The 21744-nt window shown below is 59.6% G+C and carries 25 protein-coding genes and 3 tRNA genes; 3 read left to right on the forward strand and 25 right to left on the reverse strand.

Going from position 1 to position 21744, the window contains the following annotated elements; genetic code table 11:
• Positions 1-117 precede the first annotated feature (117 nt).
• The 5 genes from C0V76_RS16865 to C0V76_RS16885 all read right to left on the reverse strand — a co-directional run bounded on the left by C0V76_RS16865 (position 118) and on the right by C0V76_RS16885 (position 3184).
• Positions 118-597: a peptidylprolyl isomerase gene (locus C0V76_RS16865; RefSeq protein ID WP_101944045.1), complete on the reverse strand. Its 480-nt coding sequence runs from the start codon at positions 595-597 to the stop codon at positions 118-120.
• Positions 563-1111 (reverse strand): peroxiredoxin, encoded by a 549-nt coding sequence (locus tag C0V76_RS16870; protein ID WP_101944047.1) that lies wholly within the window; start codon positions 1109-1111, stop codon positions 563-565. Before C0V76_RS16870 ends, C0V76_RS16865 begins: the two co-directional genes overlap by 35 nt.
• Before the next feature lie 101 nt (positions 1112-1212).
• Positions 1213-1566 carry a YkgJ family cysteine cluster protein gene (locus C0V76_RS16875; protein WP_101944049.1) on the reverse strand — a complete coding sequence of 118 codons (354 nt, stop codon included), beginning with the start codon at positions 1564-1566 and terminating at the stop codon, positions 1213-1215.
• Positions 1563-2234 carry a tRNA (guanosine(46)-N(7))-methyltransferase TrmB gene (locus C0V76_RS16880; protein WP_101944195.1) on the reverse strand — a complete coding sequence of 224 codons (672 nt, stop codon included), beginning with the start codon at positions 2232-2234 and terminating at the stop codon, positions 1563-1565. The genes C0V76_RS16875 and C0V76_RS16880 overlap by 4 nt, the downstream gene beginning before the upstream one ends.
• A complete protein-coding gene (locus C0V76_RS16885) occupies positions 2231-3184 on the reverse strand; it encodes a tRNA-dihydrouridine synthase (protein ID WP_216821785.1) in 954 nt (317 codons plus the stop codon). Before C0V76_RS16885 ends, C0V76_RS16880 begins: the two co-directional genes overlap by 4 nt.
• An 86-nt stretch (positions 3185-3270) precedes the next feature.
• On the opposite strand from C0V76_RS16885, the gene C0V76_RS16890 reads away from it, so the two are divergent.
• Complete coding sequence (locus tag C0V76_RS16890; protein WP_101944197.1) at positions 3271-3687, forward strand: DUF1178 family protein; 417 nt, start codon at positions 3271-3273, stop codon at positions 3685-3687.
• Positions 3688-3956: 269 nt separating this feature from the next.
• On the opposite strand, the gene C0V76_RS16895 is transcribed toward C0V76_RS16890, so the two are convergent.
• The 5 genes from C0V76_RS16895 to uvrC all read right to left on the reverse strand — a co-directional run bounded on the left by C0V76_RS16895 (position 3957) and on the right by uvrC (position 6663).
• Positions 3957-4032, reverse strand: a tRNA-Gly gene (locus C0V76_RS16895).
• A 14-nt stretch (positions 4033-4046) separates the two neighbouring features.
• Positions 4047-4120, reverse strand: a tRNA-Cys gene (locus C0V76_RS16900).
• A 99-nt stretch (positions 4121-4219) separates the two neighbouring features.
• Positions 4220-4295: transfer RNA gene (locus tag C0V76_RS16905), tRNA-Gly, on the reverse strand.
• 51 nt (positions 4296-4346) lie between these two features.
• A complete protein-coding gene (pgsA, locus tag C0V76_RS16910) occupies positions 4347-4913 on the reverse strand; it encodes a CDP-diacylglycerol--glycerol-3-phosphate 3-phosphatidyltransferase (protein ID WP_101944051.1) in 567 nt (188 codons plus the stop codon).
• Positions 4914-4923: 10 nt separating this feature from the next.
• Positions 4924-6663 (reverse strand): excinuclease ABC subunit UvrC, encoded by a 1740-nt coding sequence (uvrC, locus tag C0V76_RS16915; protein WP_254048292.1) that lies wholly within the window; start codon positions 6661-6663, stop codon positions 4924-4926.
• Positions 6664-6939: 276 nt separating this feature from the next.
• Here uvrC and C0V76_RS16920 point away from each other — a divergent pair, with 276 nt between their 5' ends.
• Positions 6940-7998 (forward strand): CAP domain-containing protein, encoded by a 1059-nt coding sequence (locus tag C0V76_RS16920; RefSeq protein WP_101944055.1) that lies wholly within the window; start codon positions 6940-6942, stop codon positions 7996-7998.
• A 2-nt stretch (positions 7999-8000) separates the two neighbouring features.
• Here the strand turns inward: C0V76_RS16920 and nagZ are convergent, their stop codons facing one another.
• The 14 genes from nagZ to rpoE all read right to left on the reverse strand — a co-directional run bounded on the left by nagZ (position 8001) and on the right by rpoE (position 19504).
• Positions 8001-9041 (reverse strand): beta-N-acetylhexosaminidase, encoded by a 1041-nt coding sequence (nagZ, locus tag C0V76_RS16925; RefSeq protein WP_101944056.1) that lies wholly within the window; start codon positions 9039-9041, stop codon positions 8001-8003.
• The gene (acpS, locus tag C0V76_RS16930) at positions 9038-9418 is read right to left on the reverse strand and encodes a holo-ACP synthase (RefSeq protein WP_101944058.1); all 381 of its coding nucleotides are present in this window, start codon (positions 9416-9418) and stop codon (positions 9038-9040) included. The genes nagZ and acpS overlap by 4 nt, the downstream gene beginning before the upstream one ends.
• Before the next feature lie 7 nt (positions 9419-9425).
• Positions 9426-10178 carry a pyridoxine 5'-phosphate synthase gene (locus C0V76_RS16935; protein ID WP_101944060.1) on the reverse strand — a complete coding sequence of 251 codons (753 nt, stop codon included), beginning with the start codon at positions 10176-10178 and terminating at the stop codon, positions 9426-9428.
• 25 nt (positions 10179-10203) lie between these two features.
• Complete coding sequence (recO, locus tag C0V76_RS16940) at positions 10204-10923, reverse strand: DNA repair protein RecO (protein ID WP_101944062.1); 720 nt, start codon at positions 10921-10923, stop codon at positions 10204-10206.
• Between the two features lie 15 nt (positions 10924-10938).
• On the reverse strand, positions 10939-11829 hold the full coding sequence (gene era, locus C0V76_RS16945; RefSeq protein WP_101944063.1) for a GTPase Era: 891 nt from the start codon (positions 11827-11829) through the stop codon (positions 10939-10941).
• Positions 11826-12509 carry a ribonuclease III gene (gene rnc, locus C0V76_RS16950; RefSeq protein WP_254048284.1) on the reverse strand — a complete coding sequence of 228 codons (684 nt, stop codon included), beginning with the start codon at positions 12507-12509 and terminating at the stop codon, positions 11826-11828. Before rnc ends, era begins: the two co-directional genes overlap by 4 nt.
• Entirely contained in the window at positions 12506-12856 is a 351-nt protein-coding gene (locus tag C0V76_RS16955; protein WP_101944065.1) for a DUF4845 domain-containing protein, read from the reverse strand. Before C0V76_RS16955 ends, rnc begins: the two co-directional genes overlap by 4 nt.
• A gap of 18 nt (positions 12857-12874) precedes the next feature.
• The gene (lepB, locus tag C0V76_RS16960; RefSeq protein WP_101944067.1) at positions 12875-13693 is read right to left on the reverse strand and encodes a signal peptidase I; all 819 of its coding nucleotides are present in this window, start codon (positions 13691-13693) and stop codon (positions 12875-12877) included.
• A 20-nt stretch (positions 13694-13713) separates the two neighbouring features.
• Positions 13714-15507, reverse strand: coding sequence for a translation elongation factor 4 (gene lepA, locus C0V76_RS16965; protein ID WP_101944069.1), 1794 nt, complete (start codon positions 15505-15507; stop codon positions 13714-13716).
• A 103-nt stretch (positions 15508-15610) separates the two neighbouring features.
• Complete coding sequence (locus C0V76_RS16970; RefSeq protein ID WP_101944071.1) at positions 15611-17011, reverse strand: Do family serine endopeptidase; 1401 nt, start codon at positions 17009-17011, stop codon at positions 15611-15613.
• Positions 17008-17424 (reverse strand): SoxR reducing system RseC family protein, encoded by a 417-nt coding sequence (locus C0V76_RS16975; RefSeq protein WP_101944072.1) that lies wholly within the window; start codon positions 17422-17424, stop codon positions 17008-17010. The genes C0V76_RS16970 and C0V76_RS16975 overlap by 4 nt, the downstream gene beginning before the upstream one ends.
• 18 nt (positions 17425-17442) lie before the next feature.
• Complete coding sequence (locus C0V76_RS16980) at positions 17443-18393, reverse strand: MucB/RseB C-terminal domain-containing protein (protein ID WP_101944074.1); 951 nt, start codon at positions 18391-18393, stop codon at positions 17443-17445.
• Positions 18390-18902: a sigma-E factor negative regulatory protein gene (locus C0V76_RS16985; protein ID WP_101944076.1), complete on the reverse strand. Its 513-nt coding sequence runs from the start codon at positions 18900-18902 to the stop codon at positions 18390-18392. Before C0V76_RS16985 ends, C0V76_RS16980 begins: the two co-directional genes overlap by 4 nt.
• Positions 18903-18904: 2 nt before the next feature.
• The gene (gene rpoE / locus C0V76_RS16990; RefSeq protein ID WP_101944077.1) at positions 18905-19504 is read right to left on the reverse strand and encodes an RNA polymerase sigma factor RpoE; all 600 of its coding nucleotides are present in this window, start codon (positions 19502-19504) and stop codon (positions 18905-18907) included.
• 184 nt (positions 19505-19688) lie between these two features.
• Between rpoE and nadB the strand changes: the two genes are divergently transcribed.
• Positions 19689-21302, forward strand: coding sequence for an L-aspartate oxidase (gene nadB / locus C0V76_RS16995; RefSeq protein WP_101944079.1), 1614 nt, complete (start codon positions 19689-19691; stop codon positions 21300-21302).
• Here the strand turns inward: nadB and C0V76_RS17000 are convergent.
• Entirely contained in the window at positions 21290-21715 is a 426-nt protein-coding gene (locus C0V76_RS17000) for a protein YgfX (protein WP_101944080.1), read from the reverse strand. The genes nadB and C0V76_RS17000 overlap by 13 nt on opposite strands.
• Positions 21716-21744 lie beyond the last annotated feature (29 nt).

Genomic DNA, 21744 nt, shown 5'->3' on the forward strand with positions numbered 1-21744 from the left:
TTGTCGCATTTAAGCAAAGAAACTGCCTACCCCACCTGGCCCCACCGCCAAACCCCACAAACCCCTAAACAAAAGGCCGCTTACGCGGCCTTTTGTTACAGCACGCTCGATCTGTGCTCAGTGATGATGGCCTTGTGGGCCATGAACATGCCCATGATCCAGCTCTTCGGCGCTTGCCTGACGAACTTCGCGCACTGTGACATCGAAGATGAGCGCCATACCCGCGAGCGGATGGTTGCCATCAACAACAACCTTCTTGTCAGCGATGTCGGTAATGCGGAAGAGCATGTCGTCTTCGCCATCGTCGCCAACTCGCTCAAAAGCCATGCCGACTTCAATATCAGCCGGAAAGAGTTCGCGATCTTCGATCAGGACCAGGCTTTCGTCATACTCACCAAAAGCATCGTCTGGCTGCAGCTTGATGTTGAGCTTCTCGCCCGTCTTCATGCCGTGCAGCTTCTCTTCCAGTAGCGGAAAAATGGCATCGTAACCGCCATGCAGATAAACCAGCGGGTTGGCACCGTCGTCGACGACATTGCCGTCGGGATCACGCACAGAGTAATCAAGCGTGACGACGGTGTTCTTGAGGATTTCCATTACTGCTCCTAGAAAGGGTTTTCAGCTGTGCGAGAAGCTTTTCCGTGTGATCTCGCACATCAACATTGTAATCCGCGTGCAGCACCATACCATCGCCGCCGATGATAAAAGTGGAGCGATGCACCGCTGGACGGATTACGCCATCCAGCTCGCGCTCTTGCCAGACATGATAAAGACGACAAACATCTCCCTCCGGATCAGATAGCAGTTCCATCGCAATGCCATGCTCGTCCCGAAAATCCGCGTGCGTCAAACACTCATCCAAACTCACCCCCACCACCATGGCGCCACACCGAGCAAAGTCATGATCGCGCTCGGAAAAGGATATCGCCTGCTTGAGGCTGGATGGCATTACATCACGGGGATAGAAGTGCAACACCACAATTTGGTGATGCTGCAGCGCGGCAGACAGGTCGAAGATCTCCATATCAGCATCTGGCAAACAAAAAAAAGGCGCTTGCTTGCCCGACACCAGAAGTTCATCGCTTGATGCCCAAGTACCAAGTTGGCCCATGTGTCACTCCCCGTTGCACAGTCTCTGTCTTTTCTGGATAGACCTGTGTGCAGCGAACAACAAGGAGACGACGGAAAGCCCTTATCCAAATTCACAAAGGGTTACAAAAGCCCCTCAGGCGCGGCAAGTGGCGGCAGGCCATGGCGCCGCCTGACACGCGAACACTCTGCGTTACCGATACCGAACAGGCCATGCGCAGCAAACTCGCGGCAGGGGTCGGGCCTTTGTTCGTAGATCCCACAATGGACCCTCTCGCCAATACGGCCAACCAGCGCCACACAGCGAGGGTTGGTGCGATCAGTACCGCGCATCCGGCAAGTAGTGGCCGTCTCTTCGTCTGCCAAAGCGTCTGGCACGCAACCACCTTCGGACAGCAACTGGCTGCGGTGAAAGCTCACGCGCAAGGATGCGCAGCAAGCGCCACAGCGCACACAAGGATCCAGATCAATACTCATTCAGTACCCAGGTCGATCGATAAACGATAAAGCGCCTGACCCGAGTCGCGATACTTGCGCTCGAAAAGCGTTAGAGGCTCTTCGACGTCAATCTGGTCCAGCAATGCCTCGCGATTCGTTACGATGCGCAAGGCCTGCGCCAATTCCTCAAGATAGATTGACCAGTTACTACGACTCTCAAGCACCCCGCCAAGCTCAACGATCGTCGGGAATATGGCGTGACCATGCCAACGCCGCGCGAGATGGCCGATTTTGGGCCAAGGGTTCGGGTAGAGGATGTAATGACGCGCGAGACGTATTTCAGACTGACGCAGCAAAGCCCAGAAATCAACGAGGTCGGCACGCACGAAGCACAGGTTGTCAGGCCAATCACCCGCACCGGGTTTTCCGCGCGCCAGGCGATCTTCACTCTGGTCTATACCAAGCACGAAATGGTCGGGGTAGCGGCGCGCCAGTTGGAGGCTGCTCCAGCCCACCCCACAACCCGCATCAAGAAGCAAAGGCCGCCCCCCGCCCCACGCAGTCATAGCCTGTTCAAAAGCTTCACGATTCCACGGCGCCACGGGTTTTTGAAACTCGTGTAAACAATGGCGTCGCACCAGTTCAGCCAAGTGCTCGTGAGGGGCAATTTGAGCACTGCGAATGTCACGTGAGTTTGCGTACATCAGCGCACTCCTGCAGCCCAAAGACAATCACGAACCTCAGCAACCTGCCGCAAGGGACGCACAGCCTGGTAGAGCAATTCGGCCTGGGGGTAATTACGGCGCAGCAGATTCAGCCATTGCTTGATACGTCCCGGCGCGTGGCGCTCCTCGACACGAGTCAGTACGGCACGCCAATAGTGCGCAAGCAATGGCTGAAGACGCTGCCAATCACCCGCCCCGGGTTCGGCGGGCATACGCCCCCGGATCCGCTCCGCAAGAAAGGGGTCTGACACCGCACCGCGCCCCAGCATCACATCTCTCAAACCACCTTCACTCATGCAGCGCAGGTAGTCTGCAACATTCCATATTTCGCCATTTGCCACTACCGGCACAGCAACCGCATCAGCGATACGCGCAATCCATGGCCAGTGTGCAGGGGGGCGGTAGCCATCCTGCTTGGTGCGGGCATGCACCACGAGCATCTGCGCCCCGCCTTCAGCCAGCGCCTGCGCGGCCTCAATGGCAGGCACCGTATCCCGCACCCCCAAGCGCATCTTGGCCGTCAAAGGGGTTCGCCCGGCAATCCCCAGAGCAACGCAGCGAGCTATCCGCTCCAGCAAATCCGGCTCCTCCAGGAGCACCGAGCCGCCACGATGGCGATTGACCGTCGGTGCAGGGCAACCAAAGTTCAAATCAATTCCAGCAGGACTCAAGTCTGCCAAACGCGCAGCAGACGCCCCCATTAGATCAGGATCAGAGCCCAGCAACTGAACGCGCACAGGGGTCCCTGCATGCGTCTGTGAAGCAGCATTCAACTCAGGTGCAATGCGGGTAAAAAAACGAGCCGGCGGCAACCCAGTGGAGATTCGGGCGAATTCGGTGACGCACCAATCATAGGCACTTGCACGAGTCAGCACATCGCGCATTGGCGCGTCGACCAAGCCTTCCATTGGAGCCAGCAGGATGCGGGGCATTACAGACAACCAGTACTCAGAAGGCGCAATTCTACGCTGGCGCCATGCTATGGTGCGCGCTTTCGCTGTGTGAGCAAGGTGCTGCCGTGATCGTTCTGGATCTGAAATGCGAAGAGAATCACCGCTTCGAAGGCTGGTTCGCTTCACCCGAAATTTTCGAGCAACAACTCACCAGACACATGGTGCATTGTCCCGTATGCGGCGATGGAAAAATCAGCCGGCTACCCTCGGTACCAAACATCGTGCGCCGCAGTAACGAATCTTCGCCAGCCGCCAAGCCCCCCGCCCAACTCTTGAACAAACTGGCCGCCGCCTTGCTCAAAGCGGCCAGCGACGCAGAAGATGTTGGCGAACACTTCGCGGACGAAGCACGCAAAATTCACTATGGAGACGCCGAAGGGCGCAACATCCGCGGCACAACATCTGCCCAGGAAGCTCTTGGCCTCCTGGAAGAAGGAATCAGTGTGCTGCCTCTACCTGCTGGGAAAGAGGATCTGCACTAAACAAGTCCTCAGTGCTAACCAAAGCATCCGGCAGGTAGTAGAGCGGACTCAGTGGCTCGAAAGCACTCAATGGCCACGCCCTGAATGCGCGCAGCCAATTCCCCAGCGCTTGTTTGCGCGATGCACTTCCAGACTTCATCGTTATTACCTCGCCTGTTCTCATTGCAGGGCAAGATTACGACTTCAGGATGACATCGCAGTGACCACGAGATGACTTTGGCGTGACAAAACACAAAGGGGAAAGGCTTTCGCCTTTCCCCTTCGATGTTTGGAGCGGGAAAAGAGTCTCGAACTCTCGACCTCAACCTTGGCAAGGTTGCGCTCTACCAACTGAGCTATTCCCGCAAAACTTTTAAACCTGGAGGCGCGAGCCGGAGTCGAACCGACCTACACGGATTTGCAATCCGGTGCATAACCGCTTTGCTATCGCGCCGTTAATTCGACACCAATTCGGCTTGCGCCACGCTCCGTTTTTAACCGGAACTGTTATCCAACTAAAAGGAAAGCCAGCTTCAGCCTACCTAAGAAATCTTGGAGCGGGAAAAGAGTCTCGAACTCTCGACCTCAACCTTGGCAAGGTTGCGCTCTACCAACTGAGCTATTCCCGCGTCACGAGCCATGCATTATAGGGGCCAAAAAAAAGATGTCAACACTTACTCTCACTTTTCGTTGAGAACCTGCATCGCACGACGCATGTAATACACCATGGACCACAAAGTCAGTACGACCGCCACGACCATCAGCACCGAACCCATGCGGCGAATAGGCAACCCCAGCAGGTCGTCGTAATAGAGCAGCATTGGAATGGCGATCATCTGTGCGGCCGTTTTAAGCTTGCCGATGAAGGACACAGCAACGCTCTTGGTCTTGCCCAGCTGTGCCATCCATTCGCGCAGGGCAGAGATGGTCAATTCACGACCGACAATGATGAAAGCCAGCACAGCATTGCAACGATCCAGCCACACCAACAAAACAAGGGCGGCACACACCATCAGCTTGTCAGCCACTGGATCCAAAAAGGCGCCGAAGGCGGAAGTCAGCCCCAACTTGCGCGCCAGCCAGCCGTCGAACCAGTCGGTCACAGCAGCCACCACGAACAGGGCACAGGCAAGCATGTTCTGATGATGCTGTGACAGCACGTCCGGCGGCAGGTAATACACCGCCAATACCAGCGGGATCATGAGGATGCGCGCCCAGGTGAGCGCGTTAGGAATATTGAAGTTCATGCCGGGGCTGTCAATGCAGCGCGTTATAAATTTGCTCGGCCATTTTACGATTGATCCCCTCTACGCGGCATAAATCTTCCACCGTAGCTTCGCGCACCCCAGCCAACCCGCCAAAAGTCTCGATCAATTTCTTGCGCCGTGTAGGCCCAACACCAGGAATATCCTCAAGCTGAGAAGTGAGGCGAGTCTTGCTGCGCTTGGCTCGCATGCCTGTGATGGCAAAGCGGTGGGCTTCATCACGTACGATCTGGATCAGATGCAGCGCCGGATGCTCGCCGCCCAGTGCGAGGCCGGGGCGGCCGTCCGGATAAATGAGTTGCTCCAGACCTGCCTTGCGTTCCTCACCCTTGGCAACCCCGACCATGGCAATGCTGGTCAGACCCAGCTCGGTGAGCACCTCCCAAGCAACACCGACCTGCCCCTTGCCTCCATCGATCAGAATCAGGTCGGGACGTACGCCCTCCCCCGCCGCCACTTTCTCGTAGCGTCGGGTGAGCGCCTGGCGCATTGCGGCATAGTCATCGCCGGGCGTGATGCCACTGATGTTGAAGCGACGGTATTCGGACTTCTTCATGCCCGCACCTTCCCACACGACACAGGAGGCCTGGGTAGCCTCCCCTTGGGTATGCGAGATATCGAAACACTCGATGCGCTGCGGGCGCTCGGATAACTCGAGGGCCGCCTGCAAGGCATCAAGCTGAGCCTCGGCGCGACCGGTTTCACGCAAGCGCGTCTCGATGGCAAGCCTGGCATTGGTGAGCGCCATTTCGGCCCATGCCTTTTCGGCCTGGAAGCGTGCTGTCGCAACAATCGGCGGTCGCTCCAGCACGTCTTCAAGCAATGCGCGGATCGCCTCTACATCTGCACCTTCGATCACCAGCTTGGTCGGTGCCGGATGCAGGCGGTAGTGCTGCTCAACGTAGGCCAGCAAGGCATCCGCTACGCCCAGCCCTTCACTGGCACTAGGGAATTGGGCCCGATCTCCCAGATGGCGGCCGCCCCGCACCATCGCAAGGTTTACACAAACCTGCCCTCCTGCGGCCTCCGCGACGAGGATGTCGACATCCTCGTCCTTGCCTGAATCGACGAACTGTTTGTGCAACACAGTTTGCAATGCCCGGATCTGATCGCGGAAGACTGCCGCCTGCTCGAAGGCAAATGCGTCAGAAGCCGCCTGCATGCGCGCAGTCAGACTATCAATGACATCGGAGTGGCGACCTTCAAGAAAGAGGGTCGCTAGCTTCACGTCGCGCGCGTAACTCTCTGCATCGATCACGCCCACGCAGGGTGCCGAACAGCGTTTGATCTGGTGCAGCAAGCAAGGACGAGAGCGATTGTTGAAAACGCTGTTTTCGCAAGTCCGCAGCAAGAACAGGCGCTGCAGCAATTGGATGCTCTCGCGTGCCGCCCAGCTTGAGGGAAAAGGGCCGAAGTAGCGCACACCCTTCTCGAAGGCGCCACGGTAATAAGCTAGGCGCGGTGAGGCGTCGCCGGTGATCGCAATATAGGGGTAGCTTTTGTCGTCGCGAAAAAGAATGTTGTAGCGCGGCTTGAGCGATTTGATGAGGTTGTTTTCGAGGATCAGCGCCTCGGCCTCGGAACGCACGGCAGTGGTATCCACGCGCACGATCTGCGCCACCATCAGGGCAATGCGCGGGCTCGGATGGTTCTTCTGAAAGTAGTTCGAAACGCGGCGCTTGAGATTCTTGGCCTTGCCGACGTAGAGCACTTCCTCATCAACGCCGATCATGCGGTAGACGCCAGGCGCCTCGGTCAGCGAACGCAGGAAGGGTTTGTAATCGAAACTCACGGCGGTTTCTCGCAAGGGGCAGGTCAGGCCCGGATACTACCGCAGGGCAGGCGGGATGGCCTCTCAAGCCTCCTCCCCAAGACAGAGCGCGCTACGAGCCAAGCAATTTCCGGCCGGCGGCACGGCACCGACCTGCGGGGCGGGCAAGCTCTGCCAGGCCGGTTAGGCTTGTGCCTAATCCGCGCAGCCCGAGCTGCGCCATTATCCGGAGTTCCCATGCATCGCCCTACCCGCCCGCCTTATACCTTGCTCCCCTGTGTGCTTTTCGTCCTGTCACTAGGGGCTTGCGGCGGAGGGGGCGGGGGAGACAGCAGTACAACATCAGGCCAAACGGGTAGCGGCACAAGCAGCGCAGTAAGCGCCTCACAGACAAGCAGTGCCCGCTCGACCAGCAGCTCGGGCAATGCCAATAGCTCCAGTGCGGGTTCTAGCAGCTCAAGCAGCGGCCTTTACCAGAGTGCTCCGCTGGTTTCGAGCTGCATCGCCGGTCAGCTGCAGGCTAGCGAAAAGAATTCGGTGCTGATCCGGCTGAACGAGATTCGAGCCCGCCACGGCTTACCCGCCGTGAGCTATGACAGCAGCGGTGACGCCGCGGCAGCGGCTGCAGCGCTCTACATGGTAGCGAACGAGACCCTCACCCATACCCCTTCAAGCAGCGGCAAGTGCTACAGCGAAGACGCTTACCGTCTCGCGAACACCAGTAATCTCTATACCAGTTGGGGATACAGCACGGTCACCACCCCCAGCGCAGACGCCATGGTGAGCTATCTGATCGATAGCGGCGTGAGCAGCCTGGGCCATCGCCGATGGTTGCTCTACCCCTTCTTCGCAGCCACCAGCTTCGGCCGCGTAGATTCCGCCCCCGCCGGAGGGACAGGGCGCATGGCCTCGGCGCTGCGTACCATCGGCGGGGAAGCCAGCAGTGTCAGCATGAGCAATGACTTCGTGGCCTATCCTTATGGCAGCTATCCAGCGAGCGAGTTTTCGACCAGCTGGTTTCTGTCCTTCTCGGCGATCGCCAGCAAGACCAACCGCGCCAATAACGGCGGCAGCCAAGTGAGTTTTGCTGGCGCCACAATCACGGTTACGGACGGCAACGGCCAATCACTCGGCATTACCGAGCAATCCGCCAACTACGAAGGATATGGTCTGCCCAATCACCTGCAATGGAAGGTGGTGGGGCTCGCCAATGGCGGCAGTTACACGGTCAGGATTGCCGGCGTCAACGTAAACGGGACGAGCCGCGACTACCAGTACGCCTTCCAGTTGCGGTGATGTCAGACCAATGCTTGCACCGATGTCCAGGCATCGGTAAAGCGCTTGTCGATCGACAATACTTCGACGGCCGGGTAGTGAGCGGGTTGCAAAGCCGCAATGCGCTCGGCGGACTCGGCACGCAAGTTCGGCTGCCAGCGCACCAGCAGATCGGCGGTAAGCTCCGGGCGGTTGCACACCAGCACCATGTCGCAGCCAGCGGCATGCGCAGCGTCAGCCCGCGAGACAATATCGCCAGCAAGCGTCGCGCCCTCCATCGTGAGGTCGTCTGAAAACACCACGCCCTGAAAACCGACACGCTGCCGCAATACATCCCGCAACCAGAAGGGCGAAAAGCCCGCCGGCTGCGGATCGATTCGCTCATAGACGACATGTGCCGGCATCACACCCGAGAGCACCTGCCTGAGTTCGCTGCGATAAGGCACGATATCGTCGGCCCAGATCGCATCGAACTCCCGCTTGTCGACGGGCATTGCGACGTGCGAGTCGGCTTCGGCAAAACCATGGCCTGGGAAATGTTTGCCGACACACCCCATCCCCGCTTCACGCATGCCCACCGCCAGCGCGTGTGCCAGCATCGCCGTGATCTGCGGATCACGATGAAACGCTCGATCTCCCACCACCGCACTGTGTCCATAATCCAGATCCAGCACTGGCGCGAAGGAAAGATCGATGCCATAAGCGAGCAGTTCGGCTGCCAACACATAGCCCACATCCTGCGCAGAGAGTAAGGCATCGCGCGGCGAGCGCGCATACAACTCCCCCAGTTTGCGCATCGCCGGCAAGCGGGTAAAGCCTTGGCGGAAGCGCTGCACGCGTCCGCCCTCATGATCCACGGCAATGATCAGGGCCGGGCTGCGCAAGGCATGGATCTCTGCACACAAGGTGGCGAGCTGGTCAGGATTCTCGAAGTTGCGTGAGAACAGGATCACGCCGCCAACCAGGGGGTGGGACAGCACTACGCGCTCTGCGTCGCTGAGGGCCGAACCGGCCACATCACACATCACGGGACCGAGGGGCTGCTGCAGGGGCTTGAGACTCATGTTCGGATTTCCAGAAGCGCAAAGGCGACTACGGTATCGCGCTCGTCGCTGATCGAAAGATGGGCAGAGAGCTTCAGCGCCGCAAGATGCGCGGCCAGCGCCTCGCCGAAGAGATAATGCGGCTTGCCGAGTTCATCATGCCCCACACCGATGGCACTCAATGTCGCAGGCGGGCGCAACCCCGTCCCCAAAGCCTTGGCCAGCGCCTCCTTGGCAGCGAAGCGCTTGGCCAGGAAACGCTCAGGCTCGCGTGCCAGAGCAAAATCTTCCAGCTCGTCCGGGTGCAGCAAGCGCTGCGCAAACCGCTCGCCATGGCGAGCCAAGGATTCGCGCATGCGGGCGATGGTGACGATATCCGTACCGATGCCGTAAATCACGCGAGCCTCAGCGCCGGGTATCCGCTTCGCGCATCAGACGCTTCATCTCGGCAACCGCCTCACGCAAGCCGACAAACACTGCGCGACTGACGATGGCATGACCGATATGCAATTCGCGCACTTCCGGCAACGCTGCAACGGGCTGCACATTGAAGTAGTTCAGCGCATGGCCAGCATTGAAGCGCATTCCCAGATCAACGATAGCGCGACCCGCCGCACGAATTTTGTCGAGCTCGGCCAGCACTGCCGGACTCTGTGCATCACGGCCCTTGTGGTGAAAAGCAGCGGCGTAGGGGCCAGTGTGAATTTCGCAGACCCGCGCACCGATACGCGCGGCCGCTTCGACCTGTGCCAGATCGGGGTCAATGAACACACTGGTCATGATGCCAGCATCAGCAAGGCGGGCGATGGCATCTTTCAGCTCAGCTTCTTGTGCCACGATATCCAGCCCGCCTTCAGTCGTAACCTCCTGCCGCCCCTCGGGCACCAGCATGGCCATCTCGGGCTTGATCTGGCAGGCGATGCCGACCATCTCGTCAGTCGCGGCCATCTCCAGATTGAGCTTGATATGGGTCAGCTCGCGCAGGCGCCGCACATCGTGATCCTGAATATGCCGGCGGTCTTCACGAAGATGCACGGTGATGCCATCCGCGCCACCGAGATGCGCCTCGACAGCAGCCCAGACCGGGTCCGGCTCATAAGTGCGGCGAGCCTGGCGGATGGTGGCGACGTGGTCGATATTGACGCCGAGTTCGATCATCTTCAGTTTCCTCAGTGCTACGTGTTCAGAGCGCCTGCAGTTCCATCAGGATACGGCGCGATTCGAGTGCCTGTCCGCCCAGATGGTACTGGATCAAGCGGCGCATGAGTCCCTTGGCATGGCTCAAGGTTTCCGGTGAGGAGAAATCCCCCGTAGCCATCGCCAGCAAGGCTCGCCCAGGCAGCAAGGGCAGGTCTCCCAGTTTCGCATCAGCCTCAACCGGGCCACGCTCGGTCAAAAAGATATATTCGACATGTTCGCGCAGCGCCTCACCGCTTTCGACATCGTGATCCAGCGTCGGCGCGTAACCCACTTCGCGCAACAGATTCAGTTCGAAACTTCGCAAAAGGGGCTCATGCGCTTCACCGCCAGCTAGGCGCGCCAAGGCTTCGGCATAGGCGTCGAAAAGCTCTGGGTGGGGGTCCTCACGCGCCAGCAACCGAAGCATGAGTTCATTGAGGTAGTAGCCGCAAAGCAAGCCGATGCCGCCCAGCAAGGCTTGACCACCCTGCCAGCTGGCGCTGTGAAGGGTCTTCACCTCACCCTTGCCGGACCAGGTGACCTCGAGCGGCTGGAAGGACATCAGCGCCCCTCGCAACATGGAGCCGGGCCGCCGCGCGCCCTTGGCCACCATCGGCACGCGACCATGCTCACGCGAGAACATCTCGACAATCAGGCTGGTCTCGCGCCAGGGATAGCTATGCAGGAGAAACGCAGTCTCGTGATCAACCCGGGCGCGGCTCATCGCACTGCAATCGGCTTAGTCGTAACCCAGCGACTTGAGCGCGCGCTCATCATCCGCCCAGCCACTCTTCACCTTGACCCAGGTTTCGAGATAGACCTTGCTGTCGAAGAGCTTTTCGAGCTCGACGCGCGCCTCGGACGAAATGCGCTTAAGGCGCTCCCCGCCCTTGCCGATCACGATGCCCTTGTGCCCGGCCTTGTCCACGATGATCGCAGCGAAGATGCGGCGCAGATTGCCCTCGACTTCGTACTTCTCGATCTCGACGGTCATACCATAAGGCAACTCTTCGCCGAGCAGGCGGAACAGCTTCTCACGCAGGAACTCTGCGGCAAGGAAACGCTCGCTGCGGTCGGTAATGTCGTCCTCGCCATACAGCGCTTCACCCTCAGGCAGGTATTTGCCGACGGTCATCAACAGCTCGGGCACGTTGCTGCCACGCTCGGCACTGATCGGCACGATTTCGGCAAACGGAAACTCGGCTGACATCTGCTGCATGAAAGGCAGGAGCTTGCCTTTATCTTCCTCGAGATCAACTTTGTTAATCACCAGCACAACCTTGGCATCCTGCGGCAACAGCTTCATGACCTTGCGGTCATCCGGCCCAAAACGACCAGACTCGATCAGGAACATCACCACATCCACCTCATTCAGCACCTGGCTGACCGTGCGATTCATGGTGGCGTTCAGTGCATTCTGATGATGGGTCTGGAAGCCGGGCGTATCAACGAAGATGAACTGCTGCACGCCCTCGGTCAGCACGCCGGTGATACGGTGACGCGTAGTCTGCGCCTTACGCGACACGATACTGATCTTCTGACCAACCAAACGGTTCAGAAGCGTGGATTTGCCAACATTGGGACGCCCGACGATGGCGACAAGACCGGTATGGGTGACTGCTTGATTCATTGTTTTTCCAGTTCCTGCAAGGCTGCACGGGCCGCCTGCTGTTCGGCGATGCGCCGGCTGCTGCCGATACCCTGAGTCAGCAAGCCCAAAGGCTCCACCACGCAGGAAATTTCAAATTCACGGGCATGCGCAAGGCCGCGCTCGGCCACCAACTCGTAGCGTGGCAAGCCCAGGCGACGAGCCTGCAGAATTTCCTGTAACGCTGTCTTGGGGTCTTTCAAGGACTTGGCTGGATCCAGCGCTACCAGCTTGTTTGCGTACAGTCGCTCGATCACGCCTTTGACCGCCTCGAAGCCACCATCAAGATAGACTGCTCCAAAGACAGCTTCCAGCGCATCCGCAAGAATCGATGGGCGCTGACGACCACCACTTTTGTGCTCGCCCTCTCCCAACAAGAGGCTGTCGCCCAGATTCAGATCCAGTGCGATCTCATGCAAGGCATCCTGCTTGACGAACTGCGCGCGCAAGCGCGACAGCTCGCCTTCACGCAAGGCCGGAAAACGCTCAAAGAGCAGCATCGAGACCACCATGTCCACAATACTGTCGCCGAGAAATTCGAGGCGCTCGTTATTGTCCGCCGCGTAGCTCGAATGCGTCAGCGCCTGCCGCAACAGCGCCGGCTGGCGGAATGCATGCCCTAGCGCCTGAATCAGGGCCTCACGCAAACTGAAATCGCTCAATTCGAGGAAACATCAAAGTCCAGATAGAGGCCAACATTAGCCACCAGCGGAACTTCACGACGGTAAGAAACCTGCAAGCTGACCTTGCCGTTGTTTTTATCCACAACGACAGTTTGAGGATCGACAGAACGAATGGCGTCCACTTCTGTAAACCGAGCGAACGCTGTACGAAAGTTGCTCGGAGGAGCCGCCGGATCAACGGTTGCAACCACTTTGTTAAAGGCTTTCTGAACTGCAAAGTACTCACTGAAAACTGGCACCAACTTCAAGCCAACGACTAGGCAAGCTGCAATCAAAGTGCCGACGATAGCCAAGGAAATCAGGGTCATGCCTTGCTGTTTTTTCATTTCACACCCTCCCGCAGATCAGTGAAAACTGCCTACCCGGCCAAAATCCACGCCCGAAGGCGGCAGGATCTGGTCGGCATGGAACCAGATGAAGAAAGCGCGGCCAACAATATTGGCATCCGGTACAAAGCCCCACACGCGTGAATCGGCGCTCTGGTCACGATTATCGCCCATCACGAAATAATGACCCGCCGGCACCCTGCAACTCACGCCCTGACGAGAGTGGGTGCAGTTTGCGGAATATTCATGCGGCACGAGCAACTGCTCCGGCACAAAGGGTTGAGCATCCCGGTTATTGAGCAGCATATGCTTGTTGCCGAGCACATCCTCCTCGAACTTCTGGAATACATCGAAGCTGCGCGGAATCAGGTAATCGCCTTGCGGTAGCACCGGCAAGGCCTGACCATTAATGCTGAGACGTTTGTCGATATATTCGATGCGATCCCCCGGCAGCCCGATCACGCGCTTGATGTAGTCCTGGCGCATGTCATGCGGGTAGCGAAAGACCATGACGTCACCCCGCTGAGGCTCACCGACCGCGATGATTTTCTTGTTCAGCACGGGCAACCGCACACCATAGGCGTACTTATTGACCAGGATGAAATCGCCCACCTGCAAGGTCGGAATCATCGAACCTGAGGGAATGCGAAAAGGCTCGATCCAGAAGGAACGCAGCATGAAGATCGGCAGGATCACCGGAAAGAAGCTGGCTCCGTACTCGACCCACCAAGGATCGGGCGATCCCTTGGGGCGTTGCTTGCGGGCCCTGAACACGTCGTAGCACCACAGGATGCCGGAGACGATGCTCAGGACAAAAAGAATGAGGGCGAAATCCACAGATACCTCGTTTCGGTTGACTAGCCTTCGTCGGTCCGCAGCACGGCGAGAAACGCCTCCTGCGGAATCTCGACGTTCCCCACCATCTTCATGCGCTTTTTGCCTTCTTTCTGCTTTTCGAGCAGCTTTTTCTTGCGTGTGATGTCGCCACCGTAACACTTGGCAAGTACGTTCTTGCGCATGGCCTTGATGGTTTCACGGGCAAGAATGTTCGAGCCGATCGCAGCCTGCACCGGCACGTCGAACATCTGGCGCGGGATCAGGCCGCGCAGGCGGGTCACCAGATCACGGCCACGATAGGTAGCGTTGGCACGGTGCACGATTACCGACAGGGCGTCGACCTTCTCGCTGGACACCAGCACGTCGAGCTTCACCACATCGGCCGCACGATACTCCTTGAAGTCGTAATCGAGCGAGGCATAACCACGCGACACAGACTTGAGCTTGTCGAAGAAATCCATCACCACTTCAGCCATCGGCATGTCATACACCAGTTTCACCTGGCGGCCGTGGTAGTGCATGTCGACCTGGCTACCACGCTTCTGGTTGCACAGGGTCATTACAGGACCGAGATAGTCCTGCGGCACGAATATGGTGGCGGTAATGATCGGTTCGCGCACTTCCTGCATCTTGTTCGACTCGGGCAGCTTGGCCGGATTCTCGACCTTGATCACCGCGTTGTCGTTCATCAGCACCTCATACACAACGGTCGGTGCGGTGGTGATCAAATCCATGTCGAACTCGCGTTCCAGGCGCTCCTGCACGATCTCCATGTGCAACAGGCCCAAGAAACCGCAACGAAAACCAAAACCCAGTGCCTGCGAAACTTCCGGCTCGTACTGCAGCGAGGCGTCGTTGAGCTTGAGCTTCTCCAGCGAATCGCGCAGCTGATCATATTCACTGGACTCCACCGGATACAGCCCGGCGAACACCTGCGGCTTGATTTCCTTGAAGCCCTCCAGCGGCTCGGCCGCCGGGCGGTTCACGACCGTGATCGTATCGCCCACTTTGGCCGACTTGAGTTCTTTGATCCCTGCGATCACGAAGCCCACCTCCCCTGCGCGCAAGGCCTCCCGCGACAAGGACTTGGGGCTGAACACACCAACTTGCTCGCACAGATGCTGCGCGCCTGTGCTCATGAACAAGAGCTTGTCCTTGGGCCGCATCTCACCATCGACCACACGCACCAGCATCACCACGCCGACGTAGTTGTCGAACCATGAATCGATGATCAGCGCCTTCAGCGGGCCATCCGGATTGCCGCGCGGCGGCGGCACCTTGGCCACCACCATTTCGAGGATATCTTCCACGCCCATGCCAGTCTTGGCCGAACAAGGAATCGCCTCGGTCGCATCGATGCCGATCACATCCTCGACTTCCTGCCGCGCGCCATCCGGATTGGCCGAAGGCAGATCCATCTTGTTGAGCACTGGCAACACCTCTACGCCCAATTCGATGGCGGTGTAGCAGTTGGCCACCGTCTGCGCCTCCACCCCCTGGGTGGCATCCACCACTAGCAGCGCGCCTTCACAGGCGGACAGGGAGCGACTCACTTCATAGGAAAAGTCCACATGCCCCGGCGTGTCGATCAGGTTCAGGTTATAAACCTGCCCATCACGTGCCTTGTACTGAAGTGACGCGGTCTGCGCCTTGATCGTGATACCGCGCTCGCGCTCCAGATCCATCGAGTCCAGCACCTGTGCTTCCATCTCGCGATCGGAGAGACCGCCACAGGTTTGAATGAGGCGATCCGCCAGCGTTGATTTGCCGTGGTCGATGTGAGCGATGATCGAGAAATTGCGGATGTGCTGCATGCCGTTTCGAAACAGGTGTGGATGACGCAAAAGAGGGTGCCTCGGCACCCTCAGCAAAATATTGAAAAAGCAGGCGATTATAGCCGATGCGGGGTGCGCCTTCCTACCGTGCCGGCAGCTTCATGCCGACATAGCTGCGGCTCTCGCCGCGCAACACCAACAGGGTCAGGGCGGAACCCCGCGGCAGTCCTTGCAACAGGCGATTGAAATGATCTGCTGACTTGAGTGATTGCTGCTGACCGCCCGTCGTCACAGCCAGCACCACATCGCCTGGCCTCAGCTCGGCACGCGCCGCTGCACCATTTGCCTCCACGATGCTGGCGCCCTGCTCCAGCGCCAGCTCTCGCTTCTGGCTACGGCTCAAGTCCTGCAGCACGAGCCCCAAAGGATTGCTCCCACGAGGCGCAGGCTCAACAATACGCGGCGGGGTATCTTGCTTTTCTTCCGGAAACGCACCTACCACAAGCTGCACACGGCGCATGCGGTTATCGCGCCAGAACTCCAGCTCCACCGTTCTTCCTGGGCGGACCGCCCCCACGATGCGCGGCAATTCATGGGAGTTCTGCACCTCGCGGCCATCACAACGCAGGATCACGTCCCCGCTGCGCAAACCGGCCTGCGCTGCAGGCCCGTCCGGCTCAACCTGACTCACCAGAGCCCCGGTCGCCGTACGCAAACCAAAACTGCTGGCAATGTCCTGACTCAATTCCTGCACCAGCACGCCGATGCGCCCGCGCTGCACATGGCCACGCTCGCGCAACTGGGCCTGCACATCCATCGCCACATCAATCGGAATCGCGAAGGACACCCCCATAAACCCGCCGGTACGGCTGTAGATCTGAGAGTTGATACCTACCACTTCGCCTTTCAGATTGAACAGCGGGCCGCCAGAATTTCCCGGGTTGATCGCCACATCGGTCTGAATGAAGGGCACGATGCTGTCATCCGGCAGGCTGCGTCCTTTGGCGCTGACAATCCCCGCCGTCACCGAGCTGTCAAAACCGAAGGGCGAACCGATTGCCAGCACCCAGTCCCCCACACGCAGCCTGGAAGGGTCGCCCAAGCGAGCTTGTGGCAAGCGACTGGCATCCACCTTGAGCAGGGCGATATCTGTGCGCCGGTCAGTGCCCACCACGCGCGCCGGATACTCGCGCCGATCATTCATGCGGACCAGGATCTCACTAGCCTCTTCCACTACATGCGCATTGGTCAGAATATAGCCCGCGCTATCGATCACGAAACCGGAACCAACAGCCTGATCATCCTCTTCCGACTCTTCAGGCTCAGACGGCGGAGGCAGCCAGCGCCGCAACCACTCAGGCATCCGACCCGGAGTATCACTACGCAGAGCAGGCGCCTTAACCGACGCTGCCTGGCGGGTTGCACTGATATTCACCACCACCGGAGCCTGACGCTCGACCAGTCCGGCAAACTCCGGCAACTCCCGCGCCTGAATAGACAAGGAAAAACACAGGGCCAGTGCGACCGTGCAGCGCAAGATCAAGACAGCACTCCGGCAATCCTCGGACGTCGGGCATGACTCAGGCCCAGGCAGCGCGCCAAGCCGAACCCCAGTGCGAGCCCGACCAAGCCACCCAACGCACTGCCTACATCTCCCCCTAGCAACAGCATGCCCACAAATGCACCGCCAAGCACACCCGCAAGCGGCAAGCCGTAGCCCAGACCTGCGGCGCGCAGGGCCGACCCCTCTGGCACTTCGATCAACACACGCTGCCCGGGCTGCGCCCCAAGCGGATTGCCAACCCGGTATTCGCTGCAGCGCGCCGCTTCGGCGCCACCACAACCGCCCGGTTCATGGCAGCGCCCGCAGCCGCTGGAGCGCTGCACCTGCACCACGGCATCACGCTCTTCACACCGAACCACAACCCCTTCAGCCTGCACGGCCAACCCTTTCATTTCCACTCGCTCGAGCGTTCATTTACGGCGTTCAACGCCTTCGGCAATCAACTTCAGGGTTTGAGCCGGCACTTCGCCCAATACCGTGACCTGCTGATCGCCCAGCATCCGCCGATAGCTGCCAATCGGTCCCGCTGGCGGGGCCGGATTCTGCGCCCGCCCCTGGACTTGCGGCTCGATGAAAACCGAGACGTTGGCAAAGCCATCTGAAAAAGCCGCATGCACAGCCACCGCATCATCCTTGTGCAGCTTTCGATGCATCAGCGCCACCTGCTTGAAGCCAGCCGGCAACCTGCGAAACAACCAGGGAATATCCTCTGGCCGCACGTCCTCGCCAGCCGCGTTGATCACACGCCAGCCAGTCGTTTTGACGGACTGTGGCTTAAGCTTCTCATGCTCGATATGCGCATCCGGATTCATCTCGGTAAACGCGAACTGCTCAACCACACCAGCCGAGCCCGCGAGCATGCGCGACTTGAGCAGCAAGCCTGTCGCCATGTCGATCCACAACTGGTGGCCATAACGCAACTCATCACGCGGCTCCAGGTACAGAATCTGGGCCTCACGCCCCGCCACCCGACCAGGCTCACCCACCCGCAAGGTATAGACCTCCCCCAAGGCAGCCGGGCGCGACACCAGTCGGCCAGGCTGCCTGGCCTGGATGGCGCGGTCCAACACCAGTATCTTGTCGGCAGGCAGGAAGCACTGCACATTTTCATTGTGCCGCAAGACCTCACGCGGCGTGCCATCCAAGGTTTCAAGGCGCTCGTGCTCGCCGGAACCATCCACCAACCGCACAATACGTGAGGTCTCGGTGCGGCCCTGCGTCTGATATACAAAAACGCCAGTAAAACTCAGATTGCGCGAAGCCTGATTCATGCGCTGCAACCAGCCCAGCGCATCCTCAGCCAGGGCAGGCGTACTCGCGAGAAGGCCGACACACAGAACCAGAGCCAGACGTCGAGTCATCGTGCCGAACCTGCCTGCTCATCGCTCACGGTACGGATGTACTGCGCCACCCCGGCCATCGGCGCCCCGATAGCAGAAGCCTGGTGGGCCATGTAGTAAGCCCGATCGTCGGCCAGCGCCATCTGGGCAGCAGGCGTCTGCACCGGCTGCGGCGCCTGAGCCATCACCGGCGCCTGCACTGGCGACCACAGGCTCAAACCCATCCAGGCCGCCACGGCCAGCCCCGCAACTGCGGCAGCCATCGGCATCCAGCGCATCTCAGCCGTTTGCGGTGCCTTCACATGGCGACGTGGCGCCAGTACGACCGGCTCATTCTCCAGTGCATGCATCACCCTGTCAGTCAGTAGCGAACTAACTGCGGCCTGATCACGCAGCACATCTCCGATCAACCAGTACAACTCGCACTGCTCACGCGACGCACCCGGCCGGATCACCGCCTCCAGCGTCTGCACAGCCTCTCCCGGCGCGGCCTCACCGTCCACCCAAGCGGATAATTGCTCGTTCATCATGCTCACCACCTCTTGTCCGGCGCTACGTCCAGCATCGGTCTCAATCGTTCTGCAATCGCCTCGCGGGCCCTGAAAATGCGTGAGCGGACGGTACCGATCGGGCAATTCATCAAGGTCGCAATTTCCTCGTAACTCAACCCTTCGATCTCGCGCAGCACGATCGCCGTGCGCAAATCCTCAGGTAGCGCATCCATCGCAGCATTCACCGTCTCGCCGATCTGGCGAGTTTGCATCAAACGCTCCGGGGTATCGTTGTCGCGCAACAATTCTCCAGAGTCGTACTGCTCTGCCTCTTCCGCTTCAATATCGGTACTCGTGGGAGCTCGGCGCCCCTGCGAAACCAGATAGTTCTTGGCGGTATTCACGCCGATGCGATACAGCCAAGTGTAGAACGCGCTTTCGCCCCGGAAGTTTGGCAAGGCACGATAAGCCTTGATAAATGCTTCCTGCGCCACATCCTCAACCTCGGCGGGATCACGGATCATGCGTGAAAGCAAGCGGCCGAGCTTGCGCTGATACTTGGAGACAAGCAGGCCAAAAGCCTGCTTGTCTCCACGCTGCACGCGCTCAACCAGTTGCTGATCAATCTCTCTGTCGCTCATCTGCGTTCGGGCAGGGCCCGTTCATGCGGGAATTATCGCGCCCGAGTATAGCCGATGGATTGCGACCCATTGCCGCTGTGACCGGACACTGCACGCAAAGTTCAGTCACATCGCACTTGGCCGGATTGCGCCCTGCCGCTAGCATTACCAGCTTCGCATCGTGCACCCGCACCGGGAGCTCCTCTTGAAACGCTTCGACGTCCTCATTCTTGGCAGCGGTCTTGCTGGCCAATCCTTGGCACTGCGCCTCGCCGACCATCTGCAGGTCGCGCTGGTCAGCAAACGCCACATCGAGGACGGCGCCAGCGCCTGGGCTCAAGGTGGCATCGCAGCGGTCATCGACCCTTCGGATTCCACTGCGGCGCACTACGAAGACACCCAGATCGCCGGCGCCCAGCTTTGCGACCCTGCCGCCACGCACTTCGTCGTCGAGCACGGTGCCGCGGCCATCCAGTGGCTGCGCGAGCAGGGCGTGCCCTTCACGCCAGATTCGGATACCGCCTGGGGCATGCATCTAACCCGCGAAGGTGGTCACAGCCATCGCCGCATCGTGCACGTTGCCGACGCAACCGGTGCGGCAGTGCAGGAAACCCTGATCGACCGGGTCAAACGCCACCCGAACATCCAAATCATGGAAAACCACGTCGCCGTCGACCTGATCGTCGGCCACAAACTGAGGCAACCCGAAGCCGGCTGCCTGGGCGCCTACCTGCTGAATAACGACTCTGGTCACGTTGAAGCTTGCGCCGCCGGACATACCGTGCTGGCAACCGGTGGCGCCGGCAAGGTCTATCTCTACACGACCAACCCAGACACCTCAACTGGTGATGGCATTGCCATGGCCTGGCGTGCAGGCTGCCGCATCAGCAACATGGAGTTCATCCAGTTCCACCCAACCTGCCTGTACCACCCGCAGGCCAAGTCCTTCCTGATCTCTGAAGCCGTCCGCGGTGAAGGCGGTCTACTGCGCCTGCCGGACGGTACGCGCTTCATGCCGAAACATGATCCGCGTGGCGAACTTGCCCCACGTGATGTGGTTGCCCGCGCCATCGACTTCGAAATGAAGAAGCGCGGTATCGACAGCGTCTTTCTCGACATCTCGCACAAGAGTCCAGAATTTTTGCAGGAGCACTTCCCAACCATTTCGGCGCGCTGCCTAGAGCTGGGCATCGACATCAGCAAACAGCCCATCCCGGTCGTACCCGCCGCACACTACACCTGTGGCGGCGTGCAGATTGACCTGCGCGCCCGCACCGACCTGCCCGGCCTCTATGCGATTGGAGAAACCGCCTGCTCAGGTTTGCACGGCGCCAACCGCCTGGCCAGCAATTCATTGCTTGAATGCGTAGTCTTCGGCGAATCGGCTGCGCGAGATATTCTCGCCAACCGACGCAGCGCTCCCAACAGCCTGCCGGCCTGGGATGAAAGCCGCGTCTCGGACGCTGACGAAGAGGTCGTGATCTCCCACAACTGGGACGAGCTGCGCCGCTTCATGTGGGACTACGTCGGCATTGTGCGCACCAACAAGCGTCTCGAACGCGCCCAGCATCGCATCAAATTACTGATGCGGGAAATCGATGACTACTACAGCAACTTCCGCATCGGCAACGATCTGATCGAACTGCGCAATCTGGTCACAACCGCTGACCTGATCGTGCGCAGTGCCCTGCGCCGCAAGGAGTCCCGCGGTCTGCATTTCTCCAAGGACTATCCGCAACTGGCAGCGCAGGCACGACCAACCGTGCTCTCCAATCCACGCTGGCCCAGCGGCCTGAAACGCTGGAGTCAGGAAGGCTGAACGTCTTTCGGGCGCCAGCGCAGATAGCTGCGCAGCGCCCGCCAATCCTCCGCCGCGAGCCCGTCGCGGGTCAGCGCAGCACGCTCGCAACGCCCGCTCTCCAGCTCACGCCACACCAGCACAATCAGCCAGCCCAGATCGCGCGAATCCGCCAGCACGTCGACCTGCAAGCGCAAGTTGCCATCACTCCACCAGCAGGCATCGGCGCCCACCTCCAGAGTGCAAGATGCCAAACGACGCTGACTGCGCAGCTGCCACAGCGCGGACAGCGCCGCGCCCAGCGCCACGCCCAAGGCCAGCGTGCGCGGCACCTCAGGCGCCAGCACACACAACAAGGGCAACACATGGGACACGACTGTCGCCACACGCAACAGCAGCGCGCGGCGAAGTGGCAAGAAAAAAGGCGCTGACATCCGTCAAGCGCCTTCTTGCATACAGCAAC

Origin of the sequence: Uliginosibacterium sp. TH139 (genome assembly GCF_002855595.1) — a bacterium.
Classification (GTDB): Bacteria; Pseudomonadota; Gammaproteobacteria; order Burkholderiales; family Rhodocyclaceae; genus Uliginosibacterium; species Uliginosibacterium aquaticum.